Annotated in this window: 20 protein-coding genes; 8 read left to right on the top strand and 12 right to left on the bottom strand. The window is 70.8% G+C overall.

From position 1 onward, the window contains the following. Positions 1-53: 53 nt before the first annotated feature. Both ACQPYA_RS01080 and ACQPYA_RS01075 read left to right on the top strand, forming a co-directional pair. Positions 54-2,054, top strand: a complete 2,001-nt coding sequence (locus ACQPYA_RS01080) for a glycosyltransferase family 2 protein (protein WP_433530769.1) — start codon at positions 54-56, stop codon at positions 2,052-2,054. A gap of 138 nt (positions 2,055-2,192) precedes the next feature. After that, a complete protein-coding gene (locus tag ACQPYA_RS01075) occupies positions 2,193-2,462 on the top strand; it encodes a DUF6458 family protein (RefSeq protein ID WP_111212693.1) in 270 nt (89 codons plus the stop codon). Between the two features lie 70 nt (positions 2,463-2,532). On the opposite strand, the gene ACQPYA_RS01070 is transcribed toward ACQPYA_RS01075, so the two are convergent. Continuing rightward, entirely contained in the window at positions 2,533-3,069 is a 537-nt protein-coding gene (locus ACQPYA_RS01070) for a SixA phosphatase family protein (RefSeq protein WP_433530768.1), read from the bottom strand. A 105-nt stretch (positions 3,070-3,174) separates the two neighbouring features. Between ACQPYA_RS01070 and ACQPYA_RS01065 the strand changes: the two genes are divergently transcribed. Beyond that, positions 3,175-3,459 (top strand): DUF6458 family protein, encoded by a 285-nt coding sequence (locus ACQPYA_RS01065; RefSeq protein ID WP_433530767.1) that lies wholly within the window; start codon positions 3,175-3,177, stop codon positions 3,457-3,459. A gap of 75 nt (positions 3,460-3,534) precedes the next feature. Here ACQPYA_RS01065 and trhA read toward each other — a convergent pair whose 3' ends face one another. Continuing rightward, positions 3,535-4,212 carry a PAQR family membrane homeostasis protein TrhA gene (gene trhA / locus ACQPYA_RS01060; protein ID WP_433530766.1) on the bottom strand — a complete coding sequence of 226 codons (678 nt, stop codon included), beginning with the start codon at positions 4,210-4,212 and terminating at the stop codon, positions 3,535-3,537. Between the two features lie 105 nt (positions 4,213-4,317). Here trhA and ACQPYA_RS01055 point away from each other — a divergent pair, with 105 nt between their 5' ends. Genes ACQPYA_RS01055 through ACQPYA_RS01045 form a run of 3 tightly spaced genes read left to right on the top strand, consistent with a single transcriptional unit; the run spans position 4,318 to position 6,660 of the window. Beyond that, positions 4,318-4,983, top strand: coding sequence for a 5-oxoprolinase subunit B family protein (locus ACQPYA_RS01055; protein WP_433530765.1), 666 nt, complete (start codon positions 4,318-4,320; stop codon positions 4,981-4,983). Next, positions 4,980-5,927: a biotin-dependent carboxyltransferase family protein gene (locus tag ACQPYA_RS01050; protein WP_433530764.1), complete on the top strand. Its 948-nt coding sequence runs from the start codon at positions 4,980-4,982 to the stop codon at positions 5,925-5,927. Before ACQPYA_RS01055 ends, ACQPYA_RS01050 begins: the two co-directional genes overlap by 4 nt. Further along, complete coding sequence (locus ACQPYA_RS01045) at positions 5,911-6,660, top strand: LamB/YcsF family protein (protein ID WP_433530763.1); 750 nt, start codon at positions 5,911-5,913, stop codon at positions 6,658-6,660. Before ACQPYA_RS01050 ends, ACQPYA_RS01045 begins: the two co-directional genes overlap by 17 nt. 68 nt (positions 6,661-6,728) lie before the next feature. Here the strand turns inward: ACQPYA_RS01045 and ACQPYA_RS01040 are convergent, their stop codons facing one another. Then, positions 6,729-8,564, bottom strand: coding sequence for an NHL domain-containing thioredoxin family protein (locus ACQPYA_RS01040; RefSeq protein ID WP_433530762.1), 1,836 nt, complete (start codon positions 8,562-8,564; stop codon positions 6,729-6,731). A 555-nt stretch (positions 8,565-9,119) separates the two neighbouring features. Here ACQPYA_RS01040 and ACQPYA_RS01035 point away from each other — a divergent pair. Beyond that, positions 9,120-10,067, top strand: a complete 948-nt coding sequence (locus tag ACQPYA_RS01035; protein ID WP_433530761.1) for a hypothetical protein — start codon at positions 9,120-9,122, stop codon at positions 10,065-10,067. Between the two features lie 67 nt (positions 10,068-10,134). On the opposite strand, the gene ACQPYA_RS01030 is transcribed toward ACQPYA_RS01035, so the two are convergent. The 6 genes from ACQPYA_RS01030 to ACQPYA_RS01005 form a co-directional block, all read right to left on the bottom strand. Continuing rightward, a complete protein-coding gene (locus ACQPYA_RS01030) occupies positions 10,135-10,422 on the bottom strand; it encodes a hypothetical protein (protein WP_433530760.1) in 288 nt (95 codons plus the stop codon). 962 nt (positions 10,423-11,384) lie between these two features. Then, a complete protein-coding gene (locus tag ACQPYA_RS01025) occupies positions 11,385-12,446 on the bottom strand; it encodes a hypothetical protein (protein WP_433530759.1) in 1,062 nt (353 codons plus the stop codon). A 303-nt stretch (positions 12,447-12,749) separates the two neighbouring features. After that, a complete protein-coding gene (locus tag ACQPYA_RS01020) occupies positions 12,750-13,742 on the bottom strand; it encodes a hypothetical protein (protein ID WP_433530758.1) in 993 nt (330 codons plus the stop codon). Between the two features lie 404 nt (positions 13,743-14,146). Continuing rightward, on the bottom strand, positions 14,147-14,401 hold the full coding sequence (locus ACQPYA_RS01015; RefSeq protein ID WP_433530757.1) for a flavin reductase: 255 nt from the start codon (positions 14,399-14,401) through the stop codon (positions 14,147-14,149). Then, positions 14,398-14,601 (bottom strand): hypothetical protein, encoded by a 204-nt coding sequence (locus ACQPYA_RS01010; protein WP_433530756.1) that lies wholly within the window; start codon positions 14,599-14,601, stop codon positions 14,398-14,400. The genes ACQPYA_RS01015 and ACQPYA_RS01010 overlap by 4 nt, the downstream gene beginning before the upstream one ends. Positions 14,602-14,904: 303 nt before the next feature. Beyond that, positions 14,905-15,198: a hypothetical protein gene (locus tag ACQPYA_RS01005; protein WP_433530755.1), complete on the bottom strand. Its 294-nt coding sequence runs from the start codon at positions 15,196-15,198 to the stop codon at positions 14,905-14,907. 902 nt (positions 15,199-16,100) lie between these two features. Here ACQPYA_RS01005 and ACQPYA_RS01000 point away from each other — a divergent pair. Further along, positions 16,101-16,229, top strand: a complete 129-nt coding sequence (locus ACQPYA_RS01000) for a hypothetical protein (protein ID WP_433530754.1) — start codon at positions 16,101-16,103, stop codon at positions 16,227-16,229. A 188-nt stretch (positions 16,230-16,417) separates the two neighbouring features. Here ACQPYA_RS01000 and ACQPYA_RS00995 read toward each other — a convergent pair whose 3' ends face one another. The 3 genes from ACQPYA_RS00995 to ACQPYA_RS00985 are packed head-to-tail and all read right to left on the bottom strand — an operon-like array spanning position 16,418 to position 18,068. Beyond that, complete coding sequence (locus ACQPYA_RS00995) at positions 16,418-17,212, bottom strand: hypothetical protein (RefSeq protein ID WP_433530753.1); 795 nt, start codon at positions 17,210-17,212, stop codon at positions 16,418-16,420. Beyond that, the gene (locus ACQPYA_RS00990; RefSeq protein ID WP_433530752.1) at positions 17,209-17,781 is read right to left on the bottom strand and encodes a helix-turn-helix domain-containing protein; all 573 of its coding nucleotides are present in this window, start codon (positions 17,779-17,781) and stop codon (positions 17,209-17,211) included. The genes ACQPYA_RS00995 and ACQPYA_RS00990 overlap by 4 nt, the downstream gene beginning before the upstream one ends. Next, positions 17,778-18,068, bottom strand: coding sequence for a hypothetical protein (locus ACQPYA_RS00985; protein ID WP_433530751.1), 291 nt, complete (start codon positions 18,066-18,068; stop codon positions 17,778-17,780). Before ACQPYA_RS00985 ends, ACQPYA_RS00990 begins: the two co-directional genes overlap by 4 nt. Positions 18,069-18,090 lie beyond the last annotated feature (22 nt).

The following is an 18,090-nucleotide window of genomic DNA, read 5'->3' as shown; positions in this document are numbered from 1 at the left end:
GCCCGCTGACCGAGCCGCCGGACGGTGAGCGCTATCGGGTGCGATACCGCAGCATGCACCGGGCGACCGGAAGCCGCCGACGGATCGCGGTCGCGGTGGGCATCGCGCTGGCGAACGTCTGCTTCGAGGTGTTCTTCCTCATCTGGCTGCTGCGGCCCGAACACTTCGCGGACACGAATCCGGGGCCGGTCGCCGAGGCGGCCCGGGTCGCCAACGTCTTCGTCATCTGCTCGATCCTGGTCGTCGAGACGTTACGTCTGATCAACGTTCTGTCACTGTCGCTCGCTTCGGTCATCGCCCGGGACCCGGTCCCGGTGACACCACAACCCGGGCTGAAGGTCGCCTTCCTCACCACCATCGTGCCGAGCAAGGAGCCGATCGCGGTGGTACGGGACACGCTCCGGGCAGCCAAGCGGATCCGCCATCGCGGGGTCTTCGACGTCTGGCTGCTCGACGAGGGCGACGACCCGGAGGTCAAGGCGGTCTGTGCGGAGCTGGGTGTCCGGCACTTCACCCGCAAAGGGGTGGCGAACTACAACCAGCCGCGTGGCCCGTTCCGGGCCAAGACCAAGCACGGCAACTACAACGCCTGGGTCGACGCACACGGCGACGCGTACGACGTGTTCCTCTCGGTCGACCCCGACCACGTCCCACTGGCCAACTTCGCCGAGCGGATTCTCGGTTACTTCCGTGACCCGGACGTCGCCTACGTGGTCGGTCCGCAGTGCTACAAGAACGGCGAGGCATTCGTCACCCGTGCGGCCGAGTCGCAGCAGTTCCCGTTCCACAGCGTGATCCAGCGGGCCGCCAACATGTACGGCACGTCGATGCTGGTCGGCACCAACAACGCGATCCGGATCCGCGCGTTGCGCGACATCGGCGGGCTCAGCGACTCGATCACCGAGGACATGGCGACCGGGTTGGCCGTGCACACCACCCGCAACCGGGCCACCGGCCGGCGGTGGAAGTCGGTCTACACCCCGGACGTGCTCTCCGCGGGCGAGGGCCCGTCCAGCTGGAGCGACTACTTCTCGCAGCAACGCCGCTGGTCCCGGGGCACCTTCGAGCTGCTCTCCGGCCGTTACTGGCTACGCTTCCCGCGACTCTCCGTCGGCGGCATGCTGCACTACACGCTGATCACCACATTCTACCCGTCGATGGCGATCGCCTGGCTGCTCGGCATCGTCAACGCGTTGCTCTTCCTGGCCCTCGGGGTCACCGGCATGACCATCTCCCCGCAGATCTGGTTCGCGCTCTACACCGACGCCACCGCCTTCTCCCTCTGGCTCTACCTGTACAACCGGCAGTACAACGTCAGTCCGTACGAGCCACCCGGTTCCCGTGGTCTCAAGGGCATGCTGATGTCGATCATCTCGGCGCCGATCTACGCCGGGCAGCTGATCAGCACCGTGCTGCGCCGGCCGGCCCGGTTCGTGGTCACCCCGAAGGGGGACCACAGCAGCAGCGACGGGCTGTACACGTTCCGCGCCCACCTGGGATGGCTCGCGGTGCTGGCCGCGGCGATCGGCGTCGCCTTCGTCCGCGACTACGCCAGCCCTGCCGCGCTGCTCTGGCCGGTCGTCGCCCTGCTGATCTGCCTGGCACCGATCGCGCTGTGGCGGCGGGACCTGCGGATGACCGCGCCCGCGATCGACGGGGCCATCGACCAGACCCAGCCCATCCAGGAGATTCGCAGCCCGGACCGGGTCGGCGACATCACCATGGAGATCCCCCGGGTGCTGCGCGAGGCGCATCTGGCCCTCCGGTTGAGCGAGGAGCAGGGTGGGAAGGCACCGGCCGGTCCCGCCGCCGCTCCGCCCGTCCGGGTCCCCCGGCAGGCCGCCCCATCCGTCACCGAACGAGTCCCGACGCAGCCCTCGGCGGACGAGACCCAGGTGCTGCCGGCGGTACCGGATCCGGCAGCCGCCGGGCCGGCGATCGGGGACCCGGCGTCGGCGACCATGGAGATTCCCGTCCAGCGCTCGGCAGACCCGCAGGAGGGCTTGGCCGTTGGCCGCCGGCCGAGGTCTGACTGGTTTAGGCCGCCGAGCTGAGCTTTGTCCGTCGCTGCCGGGGGCGGGAGACCGGCCGGGGTGTTCGCCGGGCGACGGCGCGGGTAAGCCCGGGGCGGCCGGGTAACCGGACCGTTCAGAGTTCGCCCAGAAGCAACCGCACGGGGGAGTGCCGCGCACATGGGCATTGGTAGTGGGATCTTCCTGATCGCGATCGGCGCGATCCTGACCTTCGCCCTCCGGGCCAACGTCTGGTGGGTCGACCTGCGGGCGGTCGGTTGGGTCTTCATCCTGGCCGGATTGGCCGTCCTGCTCACCACGCTCTGGTTCTGGCAGGACCGCCGCAAGCGGGCGCGGACCCTGATCGTGGAGGAGAACCGGCTGTCTCATCCGACGGCGATGATGCCGCCACCTCCCGACCCGCCGCCACCGACCGCCCCGCCCAGCTGAGCCGTACGGCACAGCGGCTGAGCCGGCACGCCCGCCCGTCGGCGGTGCCGGCTCGGCCGCTGTGACAGTCTCAGCCGCGGGCGGTATGCCGGGCGGTGATCCCGGCCGTGCCGCGCCCCAGCTCCGCCCACGGCACCACCGGCCGGTGCACCACCAGGTCGCAGGTGCGCAGCCCTTCCGGATCGGCGTGGCGCGGGTCGAGAAACTCGGAGAGCAGCGAGATGCCCGGGTTGTGGGCGATCAGCAGGATCGTGGTCGCGGTCGGCTCGACCCGTCGGACCAGCGTGAGCAGATCCTCCGGGTGCGCCTCGTACGCATCCGGCTCGTAGCGGACGACCGGCGCCGGTCCGGCGGGACCGTTCTCCGGCGGCGAACCGGTCATGCCCATCTCCATGTTGTGCCAGGTCTGCCGGGTCCGCAGCGCTGCCGAGCAGAGCACCACGTCCGGCAGCAGCCGGTTTCTGGCCAGCCAGGCGCCGGCCGCTGCGGCGTCGGCGCGCCCGCGGGCAGCCAGCGGGCGTGCCACGTCGGGACCGTCCGTCGGCTGTTCGGCCTTCGCGTGCCGGAGCAGCACGAGTGTCCGTTCATCCACCGGGGTGTCCGTCATGTCTCCAGCTTGCCCGATTGGCGATCTCCGTGCCGGGGTAAGTCGTCCGTGCCGCTACCTCATCCATGGCCGCGGCGGACTGGTCAGAACCGAGGAGACGACGAAATGGGCATCGGTGGCAGTATCTTCCTGATCGCGCTGGGCGCGATCTTCGCGTTCGCCGTGGAGGCGGAGCTTGGCTGGCTCAACCTGAGCGTCGTCGGCTGGGTGCTGATGCTCGCCGGGGTCGCCGGCCTGCTGGTGACCCTCTACTTCTGGAACTCGCGCCGTCGTACGGTCGTCGCTCCGGTCCGTGAGGAGCGGGTGGTCGCCGACCGCACCGTGCCGGTCCAGGACGACCGGGTGGTGCAGGAGTACCGCGAGGTGCGCCGGCCGGACCCGACGATCTGATCTCCCAACGGGACACAGCGGGGGTGGCGGGCTCGGCCCGTCACCCCCGTTCGCGCCGGGCGTCGCCTCGGGCGCTCAGGCGAACAGCGCGAAGTAGATGGCGATGTGGTGACAGATCGCCGCGACGAGCGTGCAGGCGTGGAAGAACTCGTGATGCCCGAAGACGGTGGGCCACGGGTTGGGGCGGCGCAGTGCGTAGAAGACCGCCCCGACGGTGTAGATCGCCCCGCCGACGATGAGCAGCACCAGCGCGGTCACCCCACCCTGAAAGAGGATGTCGGGCAGTATCGCCACCGCCACCCAGCCGAGGGCCAGGTACAGCGGGGCGGATACCCACCGCGGGGCGTGCGGCCAGATCAGCTTGATCGCCACTCCGGCCAGCGCGCCGCCCCAGACCACCGAGAGCATGATCACGGAGCCGCGGGTGTCCAGCAGGAGCAGGCAGAACGGTGTGTACGTGCCGGCGATGAAGAGAAAGATCATCGAATGGTCCATCCGGCGCATCACCTGATAGCCGCGGGTCGACCACACTCGACGGTGGTAGAGCGCGCTGGTGCCGAAGAGGCCGCAGACGGTGAGGCTGTAGACCGCGCAGCTGAGCAACGGTGTCCAGCCGGGCCGGGCGGCGGCGATCGAGCAGAGCACGATGCCGCAGACCAGGGCGACGAAGAACGCGTACGCGTGCAGCCAGCCGCGCATCCGGGGTTTCCCGATGTCGACCGGCTTGAGCCGGGGGCGTGCTGAGGTGGTCACGTGATTAGGTTACGGCACCGTAGGTTACCTTCGGGTAGTGCAACTGGTCACGTCTTCCGACCAGCGAACGACGCGGAGGTGGAGTTGGTCCGCGAGGATGACTGGATGCGGATCAGGCCAGTCGGCGCACACGCGCTACTGCTCGACCTCGCGGTGACCGCGAACGAGCGGGCCGAGCCGAACGAGCCAGCCGAGCCGGCTGGCAGCGTCGCCGCGACCGTGGAGGCGTGGCGGGCGGAGCTCTGGCGCCGCCGGGAGCGGGGCGAGCTGATCGCCACCGAGATCGTGCCGGCCGCCACCACCGTGCTGCTCGACGGCGTACCGGATCCGCCGGCCGCCGCCGCCCGGATCGCGGGCTGGACGCCGGCACCGCCGACCGCCACGGCCGCCGCCGGCACGGTCGAGATCCCCGTCAGCTACGACGGGGAGGATCTGCCCCTCGTCGCCGCCCACTGGCGGGTGGACGTGCCAGCCGTCCTGCGCCGCCTGCGGGAGACCGAGTTCCGGGTGGCCTTCTGCGGCTTCGCGCCCGGCTTCGGCTACCTGACCGGGCTGCCCGACGAACTGGCGGTGCCCCGGCTCGCCACCCCGCGTCCCCGGGTGCCGGCGGGCTCGGTCGCCCTGGCCGGCCCGTACGCCGGGATCTACCCGACCGCGTCGCCGGGCGGCTGGCTGCTGGTCGGGCGGACCGGGCTGACCCTGTTCGACGTACGCGCCGATCCGCCGGCCCGGCTCACCCCCGGCACCCGGGTCCGGCTGGTGCCGGCGTGAGACCTGACCGGGCTGAGCCGACGGGCACCGCCGGGGCCGGACCCACCACGCCGGCTGGCGTGGCGCGCGACGGATCGTCGTCGGTGGCCACCGGCGCGGTGGAGGTGCTCCGGGCCGGGGCGCTGACCACCGTGCAGGACCTGGGCCGCCCCGGTTGGGCGCACCTGGGTGTGCCCCGTTCCGGCGCGCTCGACCCGGGCGCGCTACGGCTGGCCAACCGGCTGGTCGGCAACCCGGAGTCGGCAGCCGGCCTGGAGATCACCCTGACCGGCTGCGACCTGCGACTGACCCGGGCCAGCACCGTCGCCCTGGTGGGTGCCGAGGTCGACGTGCGGGTCGGCACCCGGCCCGGCGACACCGGCCGCCCGCTGGCCGTACCGGGCGGGACGGTGCTCCGCATCGGCCCCGCCCGACAGGGCCTGCGCTGCTGGCTCGCGGTGGCCGGAGGGATCGCCGTCGACCCGGTGTTGGGCAGCCGGGCCACCGACATCCTCTCCGGGATCGGGCCGGCGCCGCTGCGCGACGGAGACCGGCTGCCGCTGGGCGCACCGGCCGGACCGCCCGCCCCGGTCGACGTCACCGTCCCGGCCGGGCACCCGGCGGAGCTGCACCTCGCCGCCCGGCCCGGCCCCCGGCACGACTGGTTCACCCCGGCCGCGCTCGACCGGCTGCTCGGCACTGCGTACCAGGTGAGCCCGTTGAGCAACCGGGTCGGCGCGCGACTGACCGGCGCACCGCTGCCCCGCGCGGTGGCCGGGGAGCTGCCCAGCGAAGGGCTGGTCCTCGGCGCGGTGCAGGTGCCGGCCGACGGCCAGCCGTTGATCTTTCTGGCCGACCATCCCACCACCGGCGGGTACCCCGTCATCGCGGTGGTGGACGACGTGACCCCGCTCGCGCAGGCCCGCCCAGGCACTACGGTCAGATTCCATGGACCTGAACGCTGATCTCGGTGAGGGATTCGGTGTCTGGCGACTCGGCGACGACGAGGCGCTGCTGGACCTGATCACCTCGGCCAACGTCGCCTGCGGCTTCCACGCCGGAGACCCGTCGACCATGCGTCGGGTCTGCGCCACCGCCGTCGAACGGGGGGTCGCCGTCGGCGCTCAGGTGGGCTACCGGGACCTCGCCGGGTTCGGTCGTCGACACATCGCGTACGACTTCGCGGAGCTGCGCGACGAGGTGCTCTACCAGCTCGGCGCGCTCAACGCGTTCTGCCGGGCGTACCGCACCCGGGTCCGCTACCTCAAGCCGCACGGCGCGCTCTACCACGCGGCGGCCTGCGAGGAGCTGCCGGCGGCGGCCCTGGTCGCCGCGATCGGCGACTACGACCACGAACTTCCCCTGCTCTGCCCGTCCGGGTCGGTGCTGGCCCAGCTCGCCCAAGGGGCCGGGCTGCGGGTGGTGGCCGAGGGGTTCGCCGACCGCAACTACCTGCCCAACGGCCAACTGGTGCCGCGTAGCGCGCCCGACGCGCTGGTGACCGACCCGCAGGAGGTGGCCCGCCGCGCGGTGCGGATGGCCGCCGAGCGGACCGTGGTCGCCGTCGACGGCAGCGTGATCCCCTGCGGGGTGGAGTCCATCTGCCTGCACGGCGACAGCCCCGGCGCGGTAGCCGCCGCAGAACTCGTCCGCGCCACCCTGATCGACGCCGGCATAACCCCAACCCCATTCACCTGAGGTGTAAGGAAGGGCCCCCTATTAACGCCTGGTGTAGGTAAGGGGCCCCCTCCTAACAAGCGGGGCGCTCAGCCGGCGTCCATGCCGCACAGCACCAGCGGGAGGCGGGTCGCGCCGTCGGCGGCCACGTGGACCGGCACACCCCAGTCCTGGCGGGTCAGGTGGCAGGCCGCGTGCTCCACGTCGGCGTCGCAGGTCGCCGCCTGGGCGGTCACCTGGAGCACGCCATCGGTCACCGAGCCGTCGATCACCAGGCGGCGGGACAGCTCGGTGCCGGTGCCCGCCCCCTCCACGAGCAACTCGGGCGGCGACGCGGAGACCACCAGGCGGGTGGAGGGGCCGTACGTCTCGTCCAGCTTCTGCCCGGGGGCCGGGGTGAAGACGACGTCCAGCACCACCTCGCCGGCGGCCAGGTCGGTCGGCTTGCGTTCGGTGCGGTGCCGCGGGCCGTCGACGGTCTCCGCGCCGGCCGCCGAGAGCGCGCCCGGAGCCAACCGGGTGACCCGGTGCCCCGCAGACTCCACCACCAGCACCTCGCCGTCCGGGGTGAGCAGCAGGTCGCTCGGCTCGGCGAGCCCGGTCGCCACCGTGCCGACCCGGTCGTCGCCCGGGTCGTAGCGGCGGACCGCGCCGTTGTACGTGTCGGCGATCAGCACCGAGCCGTCGGGCAGCGCGCAGACCCCGAGCGGGTGCTGGAGCAGGGCCTGCGCCGCCGGCCCGTCCACGTGGCCGAATTCGAACAGGCCCTGGCCGACCGCGGTGCCCATGACCCCGTTCTCGACGTACCGGATGGCGCTGGTCTCGCTGTCGGCGACCCAGAGTCGGGCACCGTCAGCCGAGACCGAGAGCCCGGACGGCTGCGCCAGCCACGCCTCGGCCAGCGGCCCGTCGCGCAGCGCCTCCACCGTCGTGCCGGCGTACATCCCGGCGGTGCGCTTGATCGGGTCGAACCACCAGAGCTGATGGATGCCGGCCATGGCGATGACCAGCTTGTCGTCGTACCAGGCGAGGTCCCAGGGGGAGGAGAGGTCGACCGAGAGCGCGTCGTGCGGATGATCGTCGACGGTGGAACGCCACTGCCGCCCGGTGCCGGCCACGGTGACCACCTCGCCGGTGGCCAGTCGTACGCCGCGCAGCAGGTGGTTGACCGTGTCGGCGACCACCAGGTCGTACCCGGCGACCTCGGCGGCGTGCGCCGGGAGCAGGCACAGCCCCTGCGGCTCGGAGAAGGTGGCGACGTCGGGCGAGCCGTCGGCCCGGCCCCGGCCGCCGGTACCGATCGTACGGATCACGGTCTCCCCGTCGGCCGCCAACTCGACCACCCGGTGCCGGGCCGAGTCCGACACCAGCAGCCCGCCGTCGGGTCGGGCCACCGCCTTGCCGGGGAAGCGCAGGGTGGTCTGCGGTTCGGCCGGCGGGACGTAGGGGCCGTCGCCCCGGTGCAGCGTGCCCTTGGCCTCGTGGGTGGCGACCAGGTCGTCGACCAGTCGCACCAGCCCCTCGGCGTGCCCCTCGCCGGCCATCGTGGCCACCACGTAGCCCTCGGGGTCGATCACCGCGAGGGTCGGCCAGGCGCGGGCCGCGTACTGCTGCCACATGTCCAGCTCGGGATCGTCGAGTACGGGGTGGTGCACGCCGTACCGCTCGACGGCGGCGGCCAGCGCCTCCGGATCCTTCTCGTGCTCGAACTTCGGCGAATGCACCCCGATCACGACGAGGACGTCGGCGTACTTCTCCTCCAGCGGGCGCAGCTCGTCCAGCACGTGCAGGCAGTTGATGCAGCAGAAGGTCCAGAAATCCAGGACGGAAATACGACCTTTTAGATCGGCCAAACGGAGGACCCTGCCGCCCGTGTTCAACCAGGCCCGGCCTCGAAGCTCGGGCGCCCGTACGCGTGCACTCATGACCCCATCGTGCCGTACCAGCGGGTGCCAGCCGGCGCGACGGGGAGGTGCGAGAGGCGTACGCGACACCGCCTCGCCCAGCGTCAAGGCCGCCGACGCCGTCCGGTAGCGGCCATCTCGCAGCCGGTACACCTCGGGTGGGCCGACCGGGCGGGACAGGTCGCCAGGAGCGATCATGGCTGTGTGGTCCCGGTTGCGGCGTGGCTCGGCGGCCTCGACACGGCGAACAGTGATCGCCGTAGGCGTGGCGCGGACCACGACCGCCGGATACGCGTCGTCGCCAACGACGATCGTCGCGGGCGTGCCGACGCCAGGGCGCAGGCTATGGGGCGCAGAGACTTGGACGGCACCGGGCATACGCGACAAGGTAACCAGGGGTTACGACATTGCGGGGCGTAGCGGCTTGCCGAGATCGCGGCCGAGGAGTCCAGTTAGGTCGGTCGCTATAAGGCAAGCCTCGCCCTGCACGCAAACCAGGGGCGAGGCGCCTCAGCGCGTGAGCAGACCCCGAGCGTCGCGGCGATACCTGTTGCGCGGACCGTGGACAATTGCGGGGTGCGTGTTAAGCCTAGTGGCCTGAAGCTGTGGGTCGGCGTTGCCACCATCGCCGGCATTGGGACCTTGCTCGCATCCCTCGTCCTGACCTCGGCAGGGCTAGCCGAGTGGAGCGCGGGTTTGTTGGTCAACCTCGGCGCAGCCGTCGTCCTGATCGTGCCCGTGTATTTCCTGACCAAGCGCCTCGATGAACGGATCGAGCAGGTCGGCACCGAAACGCAGGCAAGCGTCCAGGCGCTCGCGGACCGTGTCGAGACCTTCGAGCATGAGGTGGAACGGCGTATTGATGACGTAGCCGCCACGGTGGCCTCTCGGCTTGAGCAGGAAACCGGGGCGGATGCCGCAGCGTTCGAAGCGCTCGGAACCGCGCCATCAAGGGACAGCGTCTTGCAGGCCCTCACCCGGGCGAACGAAATCGGTCTTATCTCTCAGGAGCGCGGGCCGCGTGTGTGCGTATCCGAGTACCGGCGCATATTCGTCGAGATCCGTTATGACGAACATCCTCTTCGCTTTAACGGTGAAGAGAATATCACCTTCACGCTGGAAGGTTATGACGGGACCGAGTTGGGAATCGTTCCTTGGGGTGAAAGTGACGATGTCGAGACCGTGATGGTTCGGCTGGGGCGCGCTCTCCAACGAGAGACGGCGGGTGAAAGATTGGATGTAAAGGCCCTCTTCGACGGGTTTAGCGAAGCTCTGAGCGTTGCTCAAACCGACCCGGAGCGCCGGCCAGTCTGGCAACTCTGTCCCCCGCAATGGGTTGTCACCGAACACGGCATTATCACTTACGGCGACGCGCCGCACTACGGTGCGGCGACCACAGCACTGGAACGGAACAGCCACCTTGCAGCGCACATTGGCCAGAAGCCCTGGGTGGACCACGACTCTCTTGACGAAGCAGTCGGGGTTGCCTTGGCGCTCGATAAGCGTCGGCCCGCGCCGTTCTAAGCTGCCGGGCGTGTAAACGCACGAAGGCCCCTCACCCGGCGCGGTCGGGTGAGGGCCTTCGGTGGTGCTATCTGAGGAGAGCGACGATGGCGGCGACGGCAGCGACCGCGGCCAGAATCGTGTTCGACCAGGCGAGCCGGTAGGCGCGGCGTGCGAGCCGGTCCGAGGCTTCGATGGCGCGGCGTCGTTCGCGGCGTTCCAACTCGTCCGTGTAGTAGTTGGTGCCCGCAACTGTGTTCTGGGCGCGCCGGTCATGCTCTGCTATCAGCACGTCGTCAGGCGTCGCGCGTAGCTCCTTGATGCTCCTCACCATGGCGCCGAGGCTAGCCGGACCTTCGTTCATGTCCCGGGTCATGCTGCCGGACCTCGGCCAGCGTCTGGGCCGACCCGCGGCTACCCTGTGTGCGTCCCATGCAGCGAACGGTGATAATGGAGGGGTGGGACGCCGAGCGCGCAAGGCGAAGACGCCCGATGAACTTGCTCAGGCAACGATCGAGGCCGCCCGGGTCAACAGGAGCGCGGCTGTGCGTGCAGCGACTATCAACAGAGCCGGCACATTGCAGGCAGCCAGGATGAACTTGGCTGCTGTGTTGGGAGCTGCGTTGATCGCCGGCACGTGCGCTGTAGTGGGTACGGGCGTTGACGGCTACTTCGCGCTACAGGCGGCGCGTGTAGCGCCGTCCCCGTCGCCCGACGCAGTGCCAGGGGCCTACTGGTACGAGATCGTTCTTCCTGGCTGGGTAGGGCCGCCGTACGCCTATGAGGTTCAGCCAGTCTCGCCTAGGCCAGGGCCGTAACCTTTGCTCCCCGTGCTGTGGGTACTTTCGACCTGTTTGCCTGTACGCAGCGTCACGCGGTCACGACCTCTATGCCCGTACAGAGCCCGAGGCGCTATGCCGCTTCGGTGAGGGGGCGGGAGGGGGAGGGGGCCTGCCCCCAGGGGTTCACTCTGCGTCAAGGTCGCTCGCGGTCGTCGCATCGAAAATTGTTCTTGACATTTGATTTGAAGAAGCGAGCGGCGGGGTGGGCCGGGGCGTGTGCCTCGCGGAGAACAAGCGATCGACGTTGGTTGAACGCGCGTTGGCTGCACAGTGGTTGGTCACGCTCGCGTGAGCTGCACAGCATGGGCCGCTGTGTGTGGGCGAGGGTTGACCCGACCCGGGGAGCGTGGGCGGTGCCATAGCTGTGGGGGCCTGCTCAGTTGGTGGGGGCCTTTTCGAAGATGGGGGCCGCTTCGTAAGGGGTCCCCCTATTGCGAGCGGGGCGGGTGGTTGCCAAGGCACCCCCGGGGTTGCTGGCCCCGGGGGTACCTCGGCCTCAGCCTTCCAACTCGTGGCGCAACGGGCGTCCTCCCGTGTGCCGGTCGCGGAAGCGCTTCTTGGTCGCCGGGCTGGCCTCGTCGTACAGGCGGCGCCAGACGTCCCGGGCCTCTACGAAGCCGCCGGGGAGGCTGAGCATGTCCGGCGCCGGGACTGCGGCCGGGTCCGACTGTCGCAGCGCGCCGATGGCCTCGTGTAGCTGGTTGACCCGAGCCGTCGGGCTCGCGTGTCGACTGTCCATCGCTGCGTACTGGTGACTGCGGGAGTAGTCGTAAAGGTCGCTCATGATCCGCGTACGGGCGTGCTCGTTGACCCGCACGCCCTTGCCTTCCAACTCGGCGGCAATCGCCAGGGAACGCCAGTGTGCCGCTTGGCCAAGGACGGATTCGGCACGCTGGGCGGCCTCGTAGGCGGCCTGAGCGGCGGCGGTAGCGGCGTCCAGCGCCGGGCCGAAGCGGTTGACCACGTCGGCGCCCCAGGTTCCGGCGTACTTCGCGGTGAGCTTGTCGGCCTGCGCGGCGGCGGCGTTCGCCCTGCGGCGGCGGTCGTCGACTACGCCGGACAGGATCTCGACTTCTACCGCTTCGTCGGCCTCGCTGATTTCGGCGGGAATGGCCGGGCGCTTGGTTCCACGGGCTGCGGCCCTGCGCGCTTCGCTGATCGCAGTGCGGCGATGGGCACGCGACGCCTGAGCGTCGTCGCGGTAAGCCTCTACCGCGTCAACCGCCGCAGTCCACTCGGCCCAGCGCTCGTGATAGGTGGCGAGCGCGGCAGCGAGATCGGCGGGAACCTCGACGCCGTCCAGCGGCGCGAAGGGCTCGGCGGGCTCGGCGGGCTCTCGGATCTCGCCCGCGACATGCCCCGAGCCGGTCTCTACCGGCGGCGCGGCGACCTCCTCGACGACCTTCGCCACGTCGAAAGCGGGCGTCGAGAACACCGGGGCGCGACCGGCGACCGGCGCGAGTGCGGCGACCGACGGGTCAGTTACCGGCCGGGGAAGGCCAGAGAGCGGGCGCGGGGCGGGGGTTGGGTTGGTGGGCTCGGGCGTGGGGTCAGTCATCTTCTCTCCGTGGAAACGCAGCACCCGCCGGGCCTTCCGGCGGGTGGGGTGGGTCGGTCAGGGACGAGGGCTGCGGCCGGGTCTCCGTTCGGTGCCGGGGTGGGCGATGTTCATCGGCGCGAGGCGTGATGAGATCGACCCAGCCCGGCCCGCTCACGCCGACGGAGGGCAGCGCGAGCGGGCCGAGCCAGGGAGCGCAGCCCGGAGGCGCGCGGCCTGCGACCATGCCCGTGGGTCGCAGGAGCGTGAAGAGGCCCCGGTGCCGGGGGCGGCGGGCCGGGGCCTCTTCGGATCAGGGCGGGGCTACGCGGCCCGGCGAGCGCGACGCTCGGCGAGCGAGACGACGTTGCCTGCGAGGCTCGGCGCCGGGGTGGTGACGGCGGCCTCGCGTTCCTCACGCAGCTCGGTGAACGCGCGCTTGACGTCGTCGCGGAACTCGTCGGCGAGCTTGGCCACGATCAGTAGTGCGAGGTCTCGGCGCTCTTCCCGGGTCATCTCCGCGGCCTCCTGGACTACGTAGTGCCGGCCGCTGGCGCGGCGGACGGGTGGGCCGAGTGCCGTCGGATGCGACGCGATGCGGTGGAACTGCGTCCGTGACAATTGTTCCGGCTCGGCGACCTCGCTGCGGTAGTGCTCGTGAACCTCGGCCGTCTTGTACGCCGCTGGTTCGGCGTGGTCCCGCCAGTCGAGGACCCAGCAGGCGGCCGTGGTCAGTCCCTCGCGGGACGGTCCGCGGCGTGCCCGGTCGTACTCGCGGCGGCGCTCGGGTGTCCACGCGGACCCGCGCTCGGGCTCCCCGTCGCGGTACAGCGTCACGCCGACCTCGGCCATCGCGGGCAGTTCGGCGACGATCGCGCGGGCGACAGCGCGGACCCATGGGGACCGCGTCCCGTGCTCGGCCAGCCGGCGGGCGTGGCGGACACCGGCCCGAAGACCGCTCGACGCTGCCGGTCCCGGCTCGGGCAGCCGGCAGAGCACGCGGGCGACCAGGTCGGCGAAGTCCTCGGCGGCGCGGTGGTCGGCGGCGGTTGGGTCGTCCGCGCGGAGCTTCGCTACGGTGCGCCGCTCGCCGATGTCGTCCCGCCACTCGACCTCTTGCGAGCGTTGGACGAACTCGCGGGCGAACAGCGGCGCCAGCGCGCGGCCGAGGTCCCCGGGGCGGGGTGGTGCCACCGGGCCGTCGATCAGGCGACTGTGGGTCTCCTCTATCAGCCGCGGGCGGGTGCCGTTGAAGGCGTGGGCAAGGGCCGCCAGGTGGGCGGCCGGGGTTGGTGGTGGGCCATCGGCGTCTGCCACGGCTGTTCCTCTCTTTGCGCCGGGGCGTTGTGCCGCACGGCGGGCGCATCAGGGGTGTCACAGGGCTTATGCGCCAGGGAGGGCCGGGCTGTTCACCGCAGCGCCGAGAGTCTTGCGGGCCGCAGGCAGCCGGCGGCGTGCAGCGCGGGGACGGGCCGGTGACGGCGTCCCGGGGCAGTGACAGATGTTGCAACGGGGCTAGGTTCCTGCACTTCCATATTTCTCTCTCTAGTTGTTGTTGTTGATCTAGAGAGAGTAATGGGGAGTGCAGGAACCTACGTCATTTGCAACATGTGTCACTCACACCGGGCCAGCCCTTCCCGGCGTCGCCGCGCCACCCCGGCGCACGGAAACCTGCCCCGGGCGCGGCAACGGGGAAAGCCGCGGCGACCGGGGCGGGTGGCCTACTTGGACCGGATCGGAACCCATTCCGTAAAGCGCTTGTTCAGGTCGTCCGGCCGTGCGCCGGAGTCCAGCTCGGCGAGCTGTTCGGCGGCCTCCTCGCGCAACGTCGCCAGGTAAACCAGCAGGCCCGTCATGTTGCCCCGATACTCGGCGAGGAGGCGTAGCTTCGCCGGGGAGCACGGCCACGCCGCGCCGCACGCCCGGCAACGCCACGTCGGGCGGGACGGGAGGTGCGCTTCGAGGTCGCCGCTCACTCGGTCACGCTCGCGGCGGCGGACCGTGGGCGAGAGCGACGCTCGGCGTACGGGACCGGCCGCACGATCACCGGGCGCAGGCCCGTGGGCATCACAAACAGCTGACGCTTGTCCGTCGCGTCGCCCGCCGCGTTGAGCTGATAGCAGTCCACCCACGCCCAGCCCGCGTAGGTGTGCCGTTCCGTTAGCTCGCGGATCACCCGGACCGTAAGCGGCCTGAGAAATTGCGGGGATGCTTCCCGGGTCAGGAGGTAGACGCCGGGGGAGACCCGCGGCGTCCCGTCTGACCGGGGGCCCGTCACCGGACATTGCGGCGGTCGGACCAGCGCGACGCCGGGACGACGTTCGCAAGCTTCGGGTCAGAGCAGGAAGCTGAGGGTTTGCAATCACGATGCGTGGGCATACGGCCACGTTGGCGCACTATTGACAAGTAGTCAACCCCTCCGGCGGCAACTTGCCTACCCGTGTCGCCGGAGGGTCCGCCCGTGCGAGTCATGGCGCTATCAGAGGTCGCCGATCACCTCGGCGTTTCGCGCCGGCGTGCAGCGATCCTGGTCGACCGGCCCGACTTCCCCGCGCCCATCGACACCCTGACCGTCGGACGGATTTGGGATGCCGCCGACGTGCGCGCCTACGCCGAACGGCGAGGCCGGCGGCTCGCGGATGAGGAGACCGGCTGAGGGCTGGTGGAGGCGGAAATTGTCGGCGGCGAGTGGCAAGGTGTCGGCATGGATGCCTTCGAAGAGCAGGCCGCCGAAATCAAGGCAAATCCAGATCGGTATCGGAAGCTCGATCAAATCGTCTGCGAGTGCTCGAAGCCACACACGACGATCGCGATCGTGTACGCCGGGGAAGATGGTCGGACGTGGCTGTGGACGTCGAGCGGTCGCGGCCCGATCAACGAACCGGACCGTCAGAACGACGGGCCGATCTTGCCAGTAAGCAGACCACCCCGAGCCGTACCGCTTCCGCGGCAGCCCGGTGAGGTGGCTTACTCGTCCCCAGCTATCTGTTCGCGGTGCCGCAGTGGACTGTTATTGCTCCCCGGCATCGGCGTCATTCGACAGATACCGCTAGGTGCGCCGACTTGGGCCCGCGTAGTTGAGTAGCTGCGGTTGCGGTATCCTGAGGGCAGAACTCAATGCCTGACCGGGATCGGCGAACCGAACTCGCGCGCCTTGGCCGCCGCGAGGTTGAACCCCAAAGGGGGTCGCTTCGCCGTGTCTGCGCTAGAGCCAATCTTCAACGTTGGGCCTTGGGCCCTGGTCGCCGTTGCGGCGATCTACGCCGCGCCTCGTCTCATCGTGGCGTTGGTTGCGCTGTTCAGGGTGCCGCCGGAGAAACTGCCGGCAGTGCTGCGGGCGCTGGCCGAGCTGTTCCGCCTGCGGCGCTAATCGCAACGCGGGCACGCCGAACCGAACACAGGAGAGCGCGTCCGTCCCAACGCCGGGGCGGGCGCTCTTCGCTGTAGCAAATAGCCCGACGCACAGCGCTAGAGGTGCCGGAATGCGCACAGTGTGCGCGCCGAACGGGCGAACCGTCCTGTCCGCCGAAAGGATAGATCAACTGCACTGACATGCATGGGTGCGAACGGGCCTCCGACGGCGATCACGAAGCGTGAAAATCTAAGGACGACGAGCGATGCACAGCGCAGAACGGCCGCCGGACACTAACTCCGAATCCCCTTACCGTCGACGGCGTGACGACCAAGAAGCAGCGCACCAAGCCTCGCGACCGACACAGCTTGATCCTTGCCTATCTGCTGGCCATCGCTGCTGTCCTCACTAGCCTCGGCGGGTTGGCGTCCTTACTGGACGCGCTGTCGTGACCGCCAACAGCGGGCTCCGCGGCCATCACCACCCGCCCAGCCCCCGCCCGGCCGCGAGCGTCCCATCGTGGCCGCGAGCTGCGGTCGGGCGGACACGGGCGGCAAGCTGTCCGCCTGGGCGGCATGGCTGGCCACCCCGCGCCGGGAAGGGCGCCCGCCCGTGGCAGTGACGGGCGCCCTCCTGTCCGTCAGGCGGTCGCCAGTGCCGGCGGGCGGGCCGCCTGGCGGCGTCGTGGCGGCGCGATGGCGGCGGGCATGTATCGACGGGCTGTTCTCTCCGATACGCCCAGGCGTGCGGCGATCTGCGCGGGCGTCGCGTCGGGCGCCTCGGCGAGCGCTGCCGACACCCTGGCGGCGGTCGTCGGCGGCGCGGCCAGGGTGTCCGGCGCGGCGGGCGGAGTGCCGACACGGGCAACGACCGGCAGCAGGCGCACGCCCGGCGGCACGGCAGGCGGACGGGGGCGCGGCGGCGCGGTGACCACGGGCCGCGCGGGCGCTGCCAGAGCATCAGGGACGGCCGTAGCCGGATCGGGGGTGGCGCTGGCGGCGGTGGCGCTCTCCGGGCCCTCAGTCGAATTTCTGGCAGGCTGCGCGGCCACTGCGGGAGTGCGGGCGAAGACCAGCTTTACCAACGCCATGAACGCCAGCGCGGGCACGGCCGACAACAGCCAGCCGGACAGGCCCGGCTTCGCGACCGCGAGCTGAGCGGCCAGCGACAGGCACGCCGCCGCGATCAGCAGCGCCAGCGGGTAGCCGGTCGGCGCTCCGGCGCGGCGGCGACGCCGGATCTCCAACAGCGCCGCAATAGGAACCAGCTCGGACACGCACGCGTTGACCCAGCCGAAGGCGTCTGGCGTGCCGGCCGGGCTGTTCGCCATGGTCCACGCGTGAACGTGGCTGAAGCTCGCCCAGCCAGCGGCGGCACCGACTACGAGCAGGATCAGGACCAGTAGCGCACCCTCGACGCGCTCGGCGCGGGTCATCGGCTGCCTGCCTTCGCCTCGCTGATGCACGGCACGCAGCGGACGGCAGGCTGCCCGACGTGCCCCGGGCGCTGGCAACGGTCACCCCCAGACGACATCGGCAGAGCCGCGCCGCGCCGCTCGGCGAACGCCGGGCCGGCGGTAGCCGGCTTGTTCATCGGAAGGAATCGACGCCAGTCGCGCGCGGCGCGCTTCTTCTCTTCGACATGGTCTTCAGAACTTCGGGTGACACTGGGGCTGTCACCCCCGGCGCGCCGATCTGACACCCCCGTGCCTCGATCTGGCACCCCCGGCGCGGCCGATGGCACCCCCGATGCGGTCAGCAGCCGGTAGACGCGGGTCGCGATCCCGGCGACCTTAGACACGGCCAGCCGGCCGAGCTGAACTAGCTTCGCCAGCGCCCGCTGTACGGTCCGCTCCGAGCAACCCGCGTAGTCCGCGAGCGTCGCCACCGACGGCCACGCGACGCCGTCAGCGTTCGCGTGCGCCGCGATGGCGATAGCCACGGCGCGTGCGTTCTTATCGAGATCCTTCGTGGCGAGCAGGGCCGCCTTCACAGCGGCGCTCACAGGGCACCGACCAGAGCGTCAAGCGTGAATACCGGCACGCCGAACAGCGCGGCGTAGACCGGCTCGGGGAAGTCCTCCGCGCCGGGCAGCGTCACCACGGCGTCAGCGGCGCGGGCGGCGTCCATGTCGTGGGCCGTCACGTCGAGCAGATCGTTAGCGTCGACCGGGGCGGCCTCGGTCGCGGTGGTCACGAGGTAGCCAGCGGCGAGCAGGGCTGCGACAGCGGCAGTGAGCGCGGCGGTAGCGAGCGCCGGGGCGGCGACGTACAGGCGGGTAGGGTGGGACATCAGCGGAACCTCCAGTGTTCCG

It is taken from the genome of Micromonospora sp. CA-263727, from assembly GCF_050942455.1.
In the GTDB taxonomy this organism is placed as follows: domain Bacteria; phylum Actinomycetota; class Actinomycetes; order Mycobacteriales; family Micromonosporaceae; genus Micromonospora.
The sequence above is the reverse complement of the archived record's forward strand: the minus strand, read 5'-3'. Positions and strand labels throughout refer to the sequence as shown.